Here is a 14,218-nt window from a genome sequence, read left to right as displayed (position 1 = left end):
GTTCCTCCGCTTCAGTCCCTCCGATGCAACGCTCCTACGACACCCTGCGCAGCGCCCGCTGGTTCGCACCCGACGACTTCCGCTCCTTCGGCCACCGCTCGCGCGTGATGCAGATGGGCTACGCGCCCACCGACTGGGTCGGCAAACCGATCATCGCCATCGTCAACACGTGGAGCGATGCCAACCAGTGCCATTCGCACTTCAAGCAGCGCGTGGACGACGTCAAGCGCGGCATCTTCCAGGCGGGCGGCTTTCCGCTGGAGCTGCCTGCCATCTCGCTTTCCGAGAGCATGGTCAAGCCGACCACCATGCTCTACCGCAACTTCCTGGCGATGGAAACCGAAGAGCTGCTGCGCAGCCATCCCATCGACGGCGCCGTGCTGATGGGCGGCTGCGACAAGACCACGCCGGGTCTCACGATGGGCGCGCTCAGCATGGGCCTGCCGTTCATCTACCTGCCGGCCGGCCCCATGCTGCGCGGCAACTGGCGGGGGCAGGTGCTGGGCTCGGGCTCGGACGCCTTCAAGTATTGGGACCAGCGCCGCGCCGGACAGTTGAGCGACCAGGCCTGGCAAGAGATGGAAGCCGGCATTGCGCGCAGCCACGGCACCTGCATGACCATGGGCACCGCCGCCACCATGATGGGCATTGCCGAGGCCGTGGGCTTTTCGCTGCCGGGCGCCTCGAGCATTCCGGCGGCCGATGCCAACCATGTGCGCATGAGCGCCGAATGCGGCCGCCGCATCGTCGAGATGGTGTGGGAAGACCTGACGCCCGCCAGGATGCTCACGCGCGCCAACTTCGAGAATGGCATTGCCTGCGCCATGGCCATGGGGTGCAGCACCAACGCCATCGTGCACCTGATTGCCATGTCGCGACGCGCCGGCCATCCGGTCACGCTGGACGACTTCGATGCCGCAAGCCGCCGGGTGCCGGTGGTCGCCAACATCCGGCCGAGCGGCGACACCTACCTGATGGAAGACTTCTTCTATGCCGGTGGCCTGCCCGCGATGCTGGAGCGCATTCGCGGCCACTTGAACACCGAGGCGCGCACGGTCAACGGGCGCACCATCGGCCAGAACATCGAAGGTGCCGAGGTGTTCAACGATGACGTGATCCGACCGCTCGACAACCCCATTTATGCCGAAGGCGCCCTCGCCGTGCTGCGCGGCAACATCGCCCCCGATGGCGTGGTCATCAAGCCGAGCGCATGCGCGCCGCACTTGCTGCAGCACACCGGCCGCGCGCTGGTGTTCGACGACTACCCCGCGCTCAAGAAGGCGGTGGACGATCCCGAGCTGGACGTGACCGGCGACGACATCCTCGTGCTGCGCAATGCAGGCCCGCGCGGCGCCGGCATGCCAGAGTGGGGCATGCTGCCGATACCGACCAAGCTGCTGAAGCAGGGGGTGAAAGACATGCTGCGCCTGTCGGACGCGCGCATGAGCGGCACCAGCTACGGCGGCTGCCTGCTGCATTGCTCGCCGGAGGCGGCCGTCGGCGGACCGCTGGCGCTGGTCAAGACGGGTGACCGCATCTCCGTCGATGTGCCCGCGCGGCGCATTCACCTGGAAGTGAGCGACGAAGAACTGGCCCGCCGCAAAGCCGAATGGACACCGCCGCCGCCGAGATACGAGCGCGGCTACGGATGGATGTTCGGCCGCCACATCCTGCAGGCCAACGAGGGCTGCGACTTCGACTTTCTCGAGACCGCGTTCGGCAAGCCGGTGCCCGAGCCCGACATTTTCTGACGACCTTTTTCGACCCAACGCCCAAGCAAACGGAGACCCCGACGTGAATCCCCAAACCCGCGAGAAGCTGATGCAGGTCAGCACCGCCACCCTGTGCACGGCCCTGTTCAAGCGCGGCCTGCGCAACCAGTTCATCCAGAACGTGCATCCGCTCAACCCGTCGCTGCCCAACATGGTGGGCGAGGCCTTCACGCTGCGCTACATGCCCGCGCGCGAAGACCTGAACCCCATCACCGTGTTCAACGACCGCAGCCATCCGCAGCGCCAGGCCGTCGAGCAATGCCCCGAAGGCGCGGTGCTGCTGATGGACAGCCGCAAGGACGCGCGCGCCGCATCGGCCGGCGGCATTCTGGTGAGCCGGCTCATGAAGCGCGGCGTGGCCGGCGTGGTCACCGACGGCGGCTTTCGCGACAGCCCCGACATCGCGAAGCTGGGCTTCCCCGCATACCACCAGCGCCCGAGCGCGCCGACCAATCTCACGCTGCACCAGGCCATCGACATCAACGTGCCCATCGGCTGCGGCGACGTGGCCGTGTGGCCCGGCGACGTGGTGGTGGGCGATGCCGAAGGCGTCATCGTGATTCCGGCGGACATTGCCGACGAAGTTGCGGCCGAGGCCACCGAGATGACCGTCTTCGAAGACTTCGTGCAAGAGAAGGTGCTCGAAGGGCGCTCGATCCTCGGCCTCTATCCGCCGACCGAGGAGCAAAGCCGCACCGAGTTCGCCGCGTGGCGGCAGGCCCGCGGCCGCTGACCGTCCAACCTTCATTCGTCAGACAACAAAGAGAGACAAGACCATGCCCTTCATTCATCGCGCCGCGCGGCTGCTGCTCGCTGCATCCGCATTCGCACTGGCACCCACCCTCGCGCTCGCGCAGGCCGAATGGCCCGCCGCCAAGACCATCACCTACGTCGTGCCCTTCACGGCCGGCGGTTCGACCGACATCGTGGGCCGCATCCTGGCCAACAAGCTGCAGGAGAGCCTGCACCAGTCGGTGGTGGTCGACAACAAGCCGGGGCAGGCCGGCGGCATCGGCGCCGCCTATGTGGCCAAGGCCGCGCCCGACGGCTACACGCTGTTCGGCGGCACCATCAGCACGCACGCCATCAACGCCAGCCTCTACAAGAAGCTGCCCTATGACCCGATGAAGGACTTCGAGCCCGTGTCGCTGGTCGGCCGGCTGCCCAACGTGCTGATCGTCAACAGCCAGCTCGGCGTGAACTCGGTGGCCGAGCTGATCGCGCTGCTCAAGAAAGACGAATCGAAGCGCACCTTCGCTTCGTCGGGCGCGGGAACATCGACGCACCTGGCCGGCGAGATGTTCGCGGACATGATCGGCGTGAAGCTCACGCATGTGCCGTACAAAGGCACGCCGCCCGCCATGACCGACGTTGCATCGGGCCTGGTGCCCTTCATGTTCGACCAGGTGACCGCTGCGCTGCCCCTGGTGAAGAGCGGCAAGCTCAAGCTGCTGGCCGTGACCACCGGCAAGCGCATTGCGCTGGTGCCCGAGCTGCCGACCATGATCGAATCGGGCGTGGCGGGTTTCGAGATGTCGTCGTGGCAGGCCGTGTACGCGCCCAAGGGCACGCCCAAGCCCATCATCCAGCGCCTGAACGCCGAGATCGTGAAGGCGCTCAAGCAGCCCGACGTGCAGGCCAAGCTCTCGGGCCAGCTGGCCATGGACATTGCGGCCAGCACGCCCGAGGAACTGCGCGACCACATGGCCCGCGAGATCCCGCGCTGGGCCGAACTGGTGAAGAAGTCGGGCGCCACCGCCGACTGAAACCGCGGCGTCGTGGAACAGGCCCGGGGCTTTGCGGCCCGGGCCGGAATTTTTTCTTTTAAAGTTCCTGAATCCTTCTGGCCATGATGCGCCCTCTATGCAAGGGTCAACATCAACCGGAGTGTTCAACGTGTTCCATCTCAAACGCAATCTGCCCGCCTGGGAGCGAGTCATTCGCCTGTGCCTGGGGGTCTTCGCCGCCGCGGGCGCGTTCTACTTTCTGCCGGCCGGAACGCTTCGCCTCCTGGGGTTTGCCACGGCCGGGGTGCTTGCGGCCACGGCCATCGTCGGCTTCTGCCCGGCCTGCGCGATGCTTGGCCGAAAAGCGCCGGGCGAGGCGAAATGATCCGTGCGTCCGCACCGCTCATCGAGGCTGCGTGCGCGGGAGACGAGCGGGCGCTGTCCCAGTTGCTCTCCGTCTGCCAGCCCGATCTGAAGCGATTCGCGCGCCGGACATGCGCAAACAGCGAAGACGCCGAAGATGCCGTGCAGGTGGCGCTGTGGCAGCTGCACAGAAAGATCGGCGCGCTCGGCACGGTGGCCGCCTTTGCCACCTGGCTGTTCCGCATCGTCGAGCGTGAGTGCTACCGCATCTTCAGGCGCAGCTCTTCAGGCGGCGCTCTTTCGGAGCCCCCCGCTGCAGAAGCCGCAGCGCCGCAAATTCCCACCGACCTGCGGCTCGACCTGACGAAGGCCATTGCCGCGCTTCCCGAGGCCTACCGCGTTGCGCTGGTCTTGCGTGATGTCGAAGAGCTGACCGCCCCCGAAGTCGCGGCACGCCTGGGCGTGAGCGTCGAGGCCGTGAAAAGCCGGTTGCATCGCGCCCGCGCGATGGTGCGGGAAAGCCTGATGAACGGCGGCTACTGGACTCAGGAAGGCTGATCCGACATGCCGCCGTGGTGGAGCACGTATGGGCTTCAGTAGGCCGCGCGAGACGCTGGCTCGGTGGCGGTTGGCGCGCCGCTGAAGTCGGCCGCCAGCTTTCGTGCAGCGCCGGCATACAGCAGCAGGTCGACACCCACCGCAACGAAGGTGCAGCCGAGCTCGAGGTAGCGGCGCGCCAGCTTCGGGTCTGAGGTCAGCGTGCCCGCAGCTTTGCCCGACGCCACGATGGTGTGCATGGCGGCTTCGATCGCGGCCTGCACTTCCGGGTGCCCGGGCCGTCCCCGATGCCCCATCGACGCGGCCAGATCGGCGGGGCCGATGAAGACGCCGTCGATGCCGTCCACGTCGCAGATTTCCGCCAGGTTGGAGAGCGCCGTCACGGTTTCCGCCTGCACCAGCAGGCAGACCTCCTCATCGGCGATGTCCAGGTAGTCGGTGCGCCCGCTCCAGTGCGACGCGCGCCCCACGGCGCTGCCGACGCCGCGAATACCCAGCGGTGGATAGCGCGTGGCCGACACCAGTGCCCGGGCCTGCTCCGCCGTGTCGACCATCGGCACCAGCAGGTTCTTCGCGCCGATGTCGAGCAGCTGCTTGATTAGCGCCGTGTCGCCCTGAACCGCCCGCACCACGGGCTGGGCGGGGTGCGGCGCCACGGCCTGCAGTGCTGCAAGGGTCGAGCGCAGGTCGTTCGGCGCGTGTTCGCCGTCGATCAGCAGCCAGTCGAACCCGGCGGTGGCACTCACCTCCGCCATGTACGGGTCGGCCATCGAAAGCCAGAGGCCGGTTTGCGGCCGGCGTGCGGCCAATGCTGTCTTGAAGGAGTTGTGGGCGGGCATGGGTGATGTCTCTCTTGTAGGTATTGCTGTGTGAAGCGGAGGTCAGTCCAGCTGGCCCTGGCATACGTACTTAGTGTGCATGTAGTCGTCCAGCCCATGCACGGAGCCTTCGCGTCCGTAGCCGGAATCCTTCACGCCGCCGAAGGGCGCCGCCTCCGCGGCCAATGCGCCTTCGTTGATGCCGACGATGCCGGCCTCCAGTGCGTCGGCCACCCGCCAGATGCGCCGCACGTCGCGCGAATAGAAGTACGCCGCCAATCCGAAAGGCGTGTCGTTGGCCTGGGCCACCACATCGGCTTCGTCGGTGAAGCGCGTCAGGGGAACGACCGGGCCAAAGGTTTCTTCGCAGGCGCAGGCCATCGTTGCGTCGGCGTTCACCAGCACGGTGGGCGCAAAGTAGTTCGGTCCCAATGCCGGCAGCCGCGTGCCGCCGGTGAGCAGGCGCGCACCGCGGGCGAGGGCGTCCTGCACGTGCCGCTCGATCTTCTCGATGGCGCGCGCATTGATCATCGGGCCGATCTGCGAGCCCGGGTCGCTGGCCGGACCCACCCGCAAGGCCGAGACACGTGCCGCCAGCAATTCGGCGAAGCTGTCATGCACGGCCTCATGCACGAATACGCGGTTCGGGCAGACGCAAGTCTGGCCGCCATTGCGGAACTTGGCCGTCATGAGGCCATCGACCGCGGCGCCGATATCGGCATCTTCGAACACGATGAACGGCGCATTGCCGCCCAGTTCAAGAGACAGCTTCTTCAGCGTGTCGGCCGAGCGGCGCGCCAGGTGCTTGCCGACGGGCGTCGATCCGGTGAAGGTGATCTTGCGCACCCGGGCATCGTCCAGCCACACGTCGACCACCTCGGGTGTGCGCTCGCGCGAGGCCGTCACGATGTTGAGCACGCCCGCGGGCACGCCGGCCTCCGCGGCAAGTGCTACCAGCGCGAGCGAGGTGAGCGGTGTGTCCTCCGCCGGCTTGCACACCACGGTGCAGCCCGCGGCCAGGGCCGGCGCAATCTTGCGCGCGATCATCGCGGCCGGAAAATTCCACGGTGTGATGGCTGCGACCACGCCCACCGGCTCTTTCATGGCGAACATGCGCCGGCCGGGCACCGGCGCGGGAATCACGTCGCCGTTGGCGCGCGTGGCCTCTTCGGCAAACCACTCGATGTAGCTCGCCGCATAGGCAACCTCGCCGATGCCTTCGGCCAACGGCTTGCCTTGTTCGCGCGAGATCAGCCGGCCCAGGTCGTCCTGATGCGCAAGCACCAGGTCGTTCCAGCGCTTGAGTATTTGCGCGCGCTGCTTGGCCGGCGTGCGGCGCCATGCGGGGAAGGCTGCGTGCGCGGCATCGACCGCGGCGCGCGCCGCGTCGGCGCCGGAATCGGGCACGCGCGCAATCAGATCACCGGTGGCGGGGTCGGTCACGTCGAGCGTGCGCCCGGCGGCGTCGCACCATTCGCCCGCGATGAAGTTGGCCGTGCGTTGCAGTTGGGGGCGGGAGAGGGTAAGTGGCATTTGAAGAATAGAAGTTCAGCTCACGATGCCCAGGTGCCACGGCACAAACTCGTGGTCGCCCAGGCCCAGCGCTTCGCTGCGCGTGCGTTCGCCGGAGGCATGGCGCAATATCTGCTCGAAGATTTGTTGTCCCAGTTCGGGCACCGAGAGCTCGCCGTCGATCACCACGCCGCAGTTGATGTCCATGTCTTCTTCCAGGCGCTTGAACATCGGCGTGTTGCTGGCCAGCTTGATGGTCGGTGCCGGCTTGCTGCCGAACATCGAACCGCGTCCGGTGGTGAAGCAGATCAGCTGCGCACCGCTGGCAATCTGCCCGGTCACGGCCACCGGGTCGTAGCCCGGCGAATCCATGAAGACGAAGCCGGTCTTGTCGATGGGCTCCGCATATTCGTACACCGCCTGCAGCGGCGTGGTCCCGCCCTTCATGGCCGAGCCAAGGGATTTTTCGAAGATGTTGGCCAGCCCGCCGGCCTGGTTGCCATGCCCGACCACACCGTTGAACTGCGCGTTCTGGCCGGCCGCGTAGCGCTCCCACCAGGCCAGCCGGTCGAGCAGCTTCTGTCCGACCTCAGGCGTTGCGGCGCGCCGCGTGAGCATGAACTCCACACCGTGGATTTCGGGCGTTTCAGAAAGGATGGCGGTGCCGCCGTGGCGCACCAGCACGTCCATGGCCGCGCCCAACGCCGGGTTGGCGGTGATACCCGAGAAGCCGTCAGACCCGCCGCACTCCAGCCCGATCTTCAGGTGGTTGGCGCCCACACGGGTGCGCCGCGCGGCATCGGCCTCGGGCAGCATTTCCTCGATGGCTCGAATGCCCGCCTCGATGGTCTGCCGGGTGCCGCCCACTTCCTGCATCACCATCGTGCGCATCAGCCGGCCCTGCTGGAGCCCCTGCGAGTCGACCAGCGCATCGACCTGGTTGCGTTCGCAGCCCAGGCCCACGATCAGCACGCCGGCCAGGTTGGGGTGGCGCGCGTAGCCGGCCAGGGTGCGGCGCAGCACGTCGAAATGCTCGCTCGGCGAAGACATGCCGCAGCCGCTGGTCTGCGCAAAGGCGGCCACGCCGTCCACGTTGGGAAACGCCGCCAGCCGCTCGGGCGTGAAATGCGCCGCAATGCGCTTGATGACCGTGGCCGAACAGTTGACTGACGACAGGATGCCGATGAAGTTGCGCGTGCCCACGCGGCCGTCGGCGCGCACGAAGCCCATGAACGTGGCGCGCTCGGCCTCGGGCACATAGTCCACCGGCCGCACGTCCTGGCAAAAGCCCGGGTCGCGGTACGAATCGACCAGCGTGATGTTATGGCTGTGCACGTAGTCACCCGCCTCGAGGTCGCGCGACGCCACGCCGATGACGGTGTCGTACTTCTTCACCTGCTCGCCGGCCGCAATGCCGCGCGACGCGATCTTGTGCCCCGCGGGAATTTGCGCGCGCGCGCGCACGCCGAACTCGGCAATCGTCTCGCCCAGGGCGATGGGTGTCTTGGCAACCAGTACGTTGTCGTTCGGGTGCAGGCGGAGCAGGGGGCTGTCGTTCATCAACCCTTCTCCATCAGTTCCTTGAGATTGAGCTTGCGGATCAGGTCGGTCTCCTGGCGATAGACGGCTTCGACGTATTTCTTGTAGTCGGGTCCGTCCTGGTACATCACCGGCGCGTCGATGCTGTCGGCCACCTTCTTGAACTCTTCGCTGTTGACGGCCACGCGGAACGCGTCGCGCAGCTTCTTTTCCACGGCCGGGGGCAACCCGCGCGGCGCGCCAATGCCGTTGGGCGCCTCCACCACCACGTCGAAGCCCAGCTCCTTGAGCGTGGGCGTGTCCTTGAAGCGCGGCGTGCGCGCCTCGCCCCAGGTGGCAAGCAGGCGCAGCTTGCCGCTTTCCACATGCGGCGCCCAGGAGCTGCTGTCCGCCAGCATGTCGACCTGTTCGCCCAGTACGTCCTGCAGCGCCGCGGAGCCGCCCTTGTAGGCGATGGCGTTGAACTTGACACCCGCCGCCTGCGCGAACTGCTCCATGCCCACGTGGGTGGCGCCGCCTACGCCGGCGTGGGCATAGCTGATCACGCCCGGCTTGGCCTTGGCCTGCGCCAGCATGTCCCGCAGCGACTTGAAAGGCGAACTCGCCGGCACCGCAATGCCGAATGTCTGGCCCGAGGTGCGGGCCAGGTAGCTCAGGTCTTTCAGCGGGTCGACTTGCACAGTGCCGATCTGCGCAAAGCGCGTGACCGAGATCGGGATCTGTCCGACGGTGTAGCCATCAGGCTTGGCGGAGGCCAGGGCCTTGGTGCCGATCATTCCCGAAGCGCCGGCGCGGTTTTCCAGCGCAATGGGCTGGCCGAGTTCTCGCGCCGCAATCTGGCAGATGGCGCGCATCGAGCGGTCGGCCGTACCGCCGGCCGGCCAGGGGCAGATGAAGGTGATGGGGCGCTCGGGATAGTCGGCTGCGAATGCGCGGGCGGGCACCGCGGCCAGAGCGGCGGCACCTAGGCCGCCCAGCATCAATTGACGTCGCCGTGGGGAGCGATTGAAGGTCATGTGTGTCTCCGACGATTTGTAGTTCGATGAAAGCAGAGCGCATTCTTCAGTAGACAATCATTGCAATCCAATGAAATAGCGGACTCTCTTCATAGCCTGGAGGTTATGTAGAAGAAAAGCCCCGCCACCACCCACGATGAGCCAGATCGACCGCGTCCTGCGTTCCAACCTCAAGCTGCGCCACCTGCAAATGCTGGTGGCGCTCGACCAGTTCCGCCACCTCGGGCGTGCAGCCGAGTTCCTTTCGGTCACGCAGCCGGCGGTCTCCAAGTCGCTGGTCGAAATCGAGCGCATGTTCGGCCTGGCGTTGTTCGAGCGCTCCACGCGCGGCACCGAGCCCACGCCTTATGGCGAGAGCGTGGTGCGCTTTGCACGCTCGGTGCTGGCCGACTACGACCGCACGCGCGACGAGATAGCGGCCGTGGCCAGCGGCGCCGCGGGCCGCACCAGCGTGGGTGCCATGGTGGTGGCCATGCCGGTTCTGGTGGCCCGCGCGGTCGAAATGCTCAAGACGCATTCGTCGCAAACCACGGTGCTGGTGGAGGAGGGCGACCTCACGCGGCTGCTGCCCAAGCTGCGCCTGGGCGAGCTCGACCTGTTCGTGGGGCGCCTGGAGCCCGGCTATGCAGCACCCGACCTCGAAACCGAGGCGCTGCTGGCGGAGCCGATGACCGCGGTGGTGCGGCCCGGGCATCCGCTGGCCGCGAAGCGCCGGCTGACCTGGGCCGACCTGGCGAAGGAGCGGTGCGTGATGCCTCCACCCTGGGCGTCGCTGCGCGTCAAGCTCGACCAGATGTTCTTTCGCGACGGCGTGCATCCGCCAGCCGACATCATCGAGTCCGCTTCTTTCCTGGCGCAGATCAGCTTCCTGCAGAAACGCGACGCCGTGGCATTCATGGCCCGCTCGGTGGCGCGGCATTTCCAGCAGCAGGGCATGCTGCAGGTTCTGTCGCTCAAGGTGCCCATCGAGCTGCCGCCGGTCGGCCTCATCACCATGCGCGCCCGCAGGCGCACGCCCAGCACGCAGCAGCTCATCGAATGCCTGCGGCGCGCGGCCAAGGCAAGGCCGGAGCGGTAGGCGCCCGGCATCCCCAATTTATGGGTACCGCGCGGGTTGCGCTCTCGGGCACCATCCGGGCATGTATCTGCACACGCTGGTCGCCGGTCTGCCGCAGGCGGAGCGCGCGGCATTGGTCCAGGCCACCGAACTTCGCTCCTACCGGCGCAATGAAACCGTCCTTGCCGCCGACGAGTGGACCGACTGCATCTATTGCGTGGCGGGCGGGCTGCTGCGCGTGGTGGCGCATGGCAGCAGCAGCGACGATGTCACCACCGAATTCATACGGCAGGACGATTTCTTCTTCGGTTCTTCTTTCAGCGAAGACCGCTACCAGGTCGCGCAGTCGCTGGTCGCGGCGCTTCCTTCGTCGGTGTACCTGATTCCGGTTTCCGAAATGCGCAGGCTGTGCGCGTTGCATCCGGAAATTTCATTGAAGCTGCTCGAGCTTGCCATGAAGCGCCTGAGCGCAATGCGCGGCCAGCTCCGGCGGATTTCATCGTTGCCCTCCGAAGACCTGGTGGGCCGCGTGCTGCATCAGCTGAGCCAGCTGGCGCCTTCCACCACCGGCGGCTACGACAAGCGCATCACGCAGGCGGTGATCGCCTCGTATGCGGGGCTTTCGCGCGAGGTGGTCAACAAGGCCATGCGCAACATGGAAGACCGCGGGCTCGTTCGCCGCGACGAGCACGGGTTGCACGTGTCTTCCGACTTTGCCGCCACAGACTTCGAACCGCTGCCTGACGAGCACAGCGGCAGCGGGAATCCGGCCGCTGCATCGGGCCCTGAATCCCCCGCCGATTGAAGCCTGGAGCCCATCCGCAGCGGATACGTTGCCGGTTTCCCTCTGCCAGATGTGAACAGAGACACAGCGGCACTACAAAAGCGCGTGCGCGCAAGTGGCGTTTTCCATAGCATCGGGTTTCATCAACGCGCGCGGAGCTTGCAACGTGAAGGTCTTCAGATCCATGTTCCCGAACCCGGCTTGCACGAGCCGCTCGAGCCGACGGTTTTCGGCGGCCCGCCGATGAGCGCCGCCACGGCAGCGGCGGGGGTTGTGCGGCATCTCTTCGCGCAGGCAAACGCAACAGACCTGGCCTTTCTGATGCATTCGATCGAACTCGGCGACTCCCTGTCGGCGTCGCAGATCGCCCGCCGCATCCTTGACGGCATTGCCGCGCAACCTGGGGCCAAGCTGACTACTGCCGACGCGCAGCGCGCTGACAAATTGCTGCGCGCGGAGGGCATCGCGCCGAAGGGGCTGCTGACGCCCCGGGAGCTGAACGTGCTGCGGTTGATCGCGCAGGGCAAGACCAACCGGCAGATTGCCGAGGAAAGCCAGCGTTCGGCCCACACCATCGGCGCCCAGCTCAAGAGCATCTATTACAAGCTGGCCGTCAAGACGCGCACGCAAGCGGTCTGCGAGGCCACGCAGAAGGGGCTTCTCAGCTGGAATGCGTCTTCCTGACGCAGGCCGCGGCGCGCAACCGCTGCGCGCCTATTTCGATGGTGCCGTTGGGGCCGCTGGCGCTGCCGGCGCAGCAGTCGACGGCGCCGTCGTCTGCGGCGCGCTCTGCGTCGGGGTGTCCGGCTTCACCGGACCTTCTTCCCGCGTCTGCGTCAGCAGGTTGTAGAGCAGCGCCAGCAGGAACACGACGATGGCCGCGCCCACACCCCACCGAAAAACCCGCTTGTTGTCGCGCTCGTCACTTCTTGCTTGTTGAGCCTTCATCTCGATCACCTTTCAGTGCAGTGAGCCAACGCTGCATCGCCTCGCGGGCCAAGGGTGTCGGACAGCGGCGCGCACCCCTGTCGCGAAACGCCCGAAGCGCCCCCAAGCGCCTGGAAGCGCTTGGACGCACGTACCGCCGCAGCAATGCGGCGCCGACCTACGTGTTCATGCTCCGCGCCGCACTCGCGCAAAGCACGCAGGCGTCAAAGATTCGGGCATGCAAAGCTGTGAAAGTGAAAAATCTTCCGCCATGGACGCGCCGCCCGCGAGCCGCGCGGCGTCGGCCCTCAAGACCGGCCTGATCGCGGGCGCGTTCGCCAGCGTGGCATCGAGCGTCGCGCTGGCGATCTGCGGGCGCTTCGAAACTGGCAGTTCCACGGCGACCACCAACGCCACCAGCCACTGGGTATGGGACCGCGAGGCCCTGTTCCGCAGGTCGCCGTCATTGCGGCATACGGTGCTCGGCTATGCCATTCACCATGGCTCGGCCACCTTCTGGGCGGTTCTCTATGCATGGCTTCACGCCAACCGGCGCCCCGCCCGGTCGGTGCCGGCCGCGCTGGGAGGCGCCGGCATTGCCGCGGCCACCGCATGCGCGGTCGACTACCTGGCCACACCCCGGCGGCTGACTCCCGGGTTCGAGCATCACCTGTCCAAGGGCGCCATGGCCGCGGTGTACGCCAGTTTTGCCGTCGGCCTGGCGCTGGGCTGCGCGGTGGCCAACCGCGAGCGCACGCGGTGAGGCCCGGCTGGCCGCGGCATGGGGAAAGGCGAGCAGTGAGGGTAGTGATCGTTGGCGCATCCGGCTTTCTGGGGCGCGCATTTGCCGAAGCCTTCGCGCACCGCGGGGCCGACCTGCTGTGCACCGCGCGCGACGCGGACAAGGCACGCGCAGAGGCCCTCTGGCCGCAAACCCATGCGCAATGGATTTCGGCAGACCTGGCCGAGGTCCCGCCCGCTTCCTTCTGGACGGAACACCTGCGCCCTGGAGACGTGGTCATCAACGCGGCCGGCGTGCTGCGCGAGCGCCGCGCGGGCGAGTTCGATGCCATTCACCACCTGGGGCCGGTGCAGCTCTTCGACGCCTGCGCCGCGGTGGGCGTCGCGCTGGTGATCCAGATCTCCGCACTGGGCGCCACGCCCGCCGCGGCCAGCGGCTATTACCGCAGCAAGGGAGCCGCAGACAGGCACCTGCGGCGCTGCCGGGTGGCGTCGGCCGTCGTGCAGCCTTCGCTGGTGTGGGGCGACGAGGGCGCGAGCGCGAACCTGTTCGCCTCACTTGCCGTCATGCCGATGCTGCTGCTGCCCGGCGGCGGTGGCCAATGGCTGCAACCCGTCCACCTGCATGACGTGGTCGCCGGCGTGCTGGCGCTGGCCGAGGCGCGGCCCGTGGGCAGCCGCACCATCGCCTTCGTGGGCCCCGAGCCGGTGAGTTTGCGCACCTACCTGGCCGATCTGCGCCGGCAGCTCGGCTATGCGCACCAGGCGTGGGTGCTGCCGCTGCCCGAGCGCCTGTTCAGGTGGGGCGCGATGCTGGCGGGCCGGTGGAAGGGCAGCTTCCTGGACGCCGAAACCGCGGGCATGCTGCTGCAGGGCAATGCCGCGCCCGCGGCCGACCTGGAAGGCTGGCTCGGGCGGGCGCCGCGCTCGCACCGGGCCTTCATTCCGGCCCACGGCGTGCCGGCGCTGCGCCGCGCCGCATGGCTGCAATGGATGCTGCCGCTGCTGCGCTGGTCCGTCGCGCTGGTGTGGATCTGGACCTTTATCGTCTCCATCGGGCTCTACCCGCGCGACCAGAGCCTTGCGCTGCTGGCCCGCGTCGGCGCGAGCGGCCTGTGGGCCGAGCTGCTGCTCGACGGCGCCGCGGTGTTCGACCTAGCACTGGGCATCGGCACGCTCGCGCTGCCCGCCGCATGGCGCAGCCGCGTGCTGTGGCCGCTGCAGCTTGCCTTGATTGCCTTCTACACCGCGGCCATCACATGGGCCATGCCGGAGTTCTGGCTGCATCCCTTCGGCCCGCTCTCCAAGAACCTGCCGATGTGCGCGGCCATCGGCCTGCTGTGGGCCATGGAGCCGCCCTCGCGCTGCCGCATGCATGCCGCAGCACCCAAGCCGCCTTGAAAG

Annotated in this window: 15 protein-coding genes; 10 read left to right on the top strand and 5 right to left on the bottom strand. The window is 67.4% G+C overall.

Annotated features, from left to right (window positions below; genetic code table 11):
* Positions 1-23: 23 nt before the first annotated feature.
* The 5 genes from araD (at position 24) to V9K97_RS14430 (ending at position 4,420) form a co-directional block, all read left to right on the top strand.
* Positions 24-1,751: an L-arabinonate dehydratase gene (gene araD / locus V9K97_RS14450; protein ID WP_337318836.1), complete on the top strand. Its 1,728-nt coding sequence runs from the start codon at positions 24-26 to the stop codon at positions 1,749-1,751.
* Between the two features lie 43 nt (positions 1,752-1,794).
* Positions 1,795-2,505, top strand: coding sequence for a ribonuclease activity regulator RraA (locus tag V9K97_RS14445; protein ID WP_337318834.1), 711 nt, complete (start codon positions 1,795-1,797; stop codon positions 2,503-2,505).
* Positions 2,506-2,548: 43 nt separating this feature from the next.
* Complete coding sequence (locus V9K97_RS14440; RefSeq protein ID WP_126748940.1) at positions 2,549-3,538, top strand: Bug family tripartite tricarboxylate transporter substrate binding protein; 990 nt, start codon at positions 2,549-2,551, stop codon at positions 3,536-3,538.
* A gap of 121 nt (positions 3,539-3,659) precedes the next feature.
* A complete protein-coding gene (locus tag V9K97_RS14435; RefSeq protein ID WP_337318830.1) occupies positions 3,660-3,884 on the top strand; it encodes a YgaP family membrane protein in 225 nt (74 codons plus the stop codon).
* A complete protein-coding gene (locus V9K97_RS14430) occupies positions 3,881-4,420 on the top strand; it encodes an RNA polymerase sigma factor (protein ID WP_337318829.1) in 540 nt (179 codons plus the stop codon). Before V9K97_RS14435 ends, V9K97_RS14430 begins: the two co-directional genes overlap by 4 nt.
* Positions 4,421-4,455: 35 nt before the next feature.
* Here V9K97_RS14430 and hpaI read toward each other — a convergent pair whose 3' ends face one another.
* Genes hpaI through V9K97_RS14410 form a run of 4 tightly spaced genes read right to left on the bottom strand, consistent with a single transcriptional unit; the run spans position 4,456 to position 9,305 of the window.
* Positions 4,456-5,259 carry a 4-hydroxy-2-oxoheptanedioate aldolase gene (gene hpaI, locus V9K97_RS14425; RefSeq protein WP_337318828.1) on the bottom strand — a complete coding sequence of 268 codons (804 nt, stop codon included), beginning with the start codon at positions 5,257-5,259 and terminating at the stop codon, positions 4,456-4,458.
* 42 nt (positions 5,260-5,301) lie between these two features.
* Positions 5,302-6,771, bottom strand: a complete 1,470-nt coding sequence (locus tag V9K97_RS14420; protein ID WP_337318826.1) for an NAD-dependent succinate-semialdehyde dehydrogenase — start codon at positions 6,769-6,771, stop codon at positions 5,302-5,304.
* A 15-nt stretch (positions 6,772-6,786) separates the two neighbouring features.
* Entirely contained in the window at positions 6,787-8,310 is a 1,524-nt protein-coding gene (locus tag V9K97_RS14415; RefSeq protein WP_337318825.1) for a UxaA family hydrolase, read from the bottom strand.
* Positions 8,310-9,305, bottom strand: coding sequence for a tripartite tricarboxylate transporter substrate binding protein (locus V9K97_RS14410; protein WP_337318823.1), 996 nt, complete (start codon positions 9,303-9,305; stop codon positions 8,310-8,312). Before V9K97_RS14410 ends, V9K97_RS14415 begins: the two co-directional genes overlap by 1 nt.
* A gap of 136 nt (positions 9,306-9,441) precedes the next feature.
* Here V9K97_RS14410 and V9K97_RS14405 point away from each other — a divergent pair, with 136 nt between their 5' ends.
* The 3 genes from V9K97_RS14405 to V9K97_RS14395 all read left to right on the top strand — a co-directional run bounded on the left by V9K97_RS14405 (position 9,442) and on the right by V9K97_RS14395 (position 11,830).
* Positions 9,442-10,383: a LysR substrate-binding domain-containing protein gene (locus V9K97_RS14405; protein WP_337295121.1), complete on the top strand. Its 942-nt coding sequence runs from the start codon at positions 9,442-9,444 to the stop codon at positions 10,381-10,383.
* A 61-nt stretch (positions 10,384-10,444) separates the two neighbouring features.
* Positions 10,445-11,167 carry a Crp/Fnr family transcriptional regulator gene (locus V9K97_RS14400; RefSeq protein WP_337318822.1) on the top strand — a complete coding sequence of 241 codons (723 nt, stop codon included), beginning with the start codon at positions 10,445-10,447 and terminating at the stop codon, positions 11,165-11,167.
* A 180-nt stretch (positions 11,168-11,347) separates the two neighbouring features.
* Positions 11,348-11,830 carry a helix-turn-helix transcriptional regulator gene (locus V9K97_RS14395; protein WP_337318821.1) on the top strand — a complete coding sequence of 161 codons (483 nt, stop codon included), beginning with the start codon at positions 11,348-11,350 and terminating at the stop codon, positions 11,828-11,830.
* A 30-nt stretch (positions 11,831-11,860) separates the two neighbouring features.
* Here the strand turns inward: V9K97_RS14395 and V9K97_RS14390 are convergent, their stop codons facing one another.
* Positions 11,861-12,094, bottom strand: coding sequence for a hypothetical protein (locus tag V9K97_RS14390; RefSeq protein ID WP_258505548.1), 234 nt, complete (start codon positions 12,092-12,094; stop codon positions 11,861-11,863).
* 250 nt (positions 12,095-12,344) lie between these two features.
* Here V9K97_RS14390 and V9K97_RS14385 point away from each other — a divergent pair, with 250 nt between their 5' ends.
* Positions 12,345-12,836 (top strand): hypothetical protein, encoded by a 492-nt coding sequence (locus V9K97_RS14385; RefSeq protein WP_337295119.1) that lies wholly within the window; start codon positions 12,345-12,347, stop codon positions 12,834-12,836.
* A 35-nt stretch (positions 12,837-12,871) separates the two neighbouring features.
* Entirely contained in the window at positions 12,872-14,215 is a 1,344-nt protein-coding gene (locus V9K97_RS14380) for an SDR family oxidoreductase (RefSeq protein ID WP_337318819.1), read from the top strand.
* Positions 14,216-14,218 lie beyond the last annotated feature (3 nt).

The sequence above is a fragment of the Variovorax sp. CCNWLW186 genome (assembly GCF_037203865.1).
Taxonomy (GTDB): Bacteria; Pseudomonadota; Gammaproteobacteria; order Burkholderiales; family Burkholderiaceae_C; genus Variovorax.
Note: the sequence above shows the minus strand (reverse complement) of the source record. Positions and strands in the feature narration are given on the sequence as shown.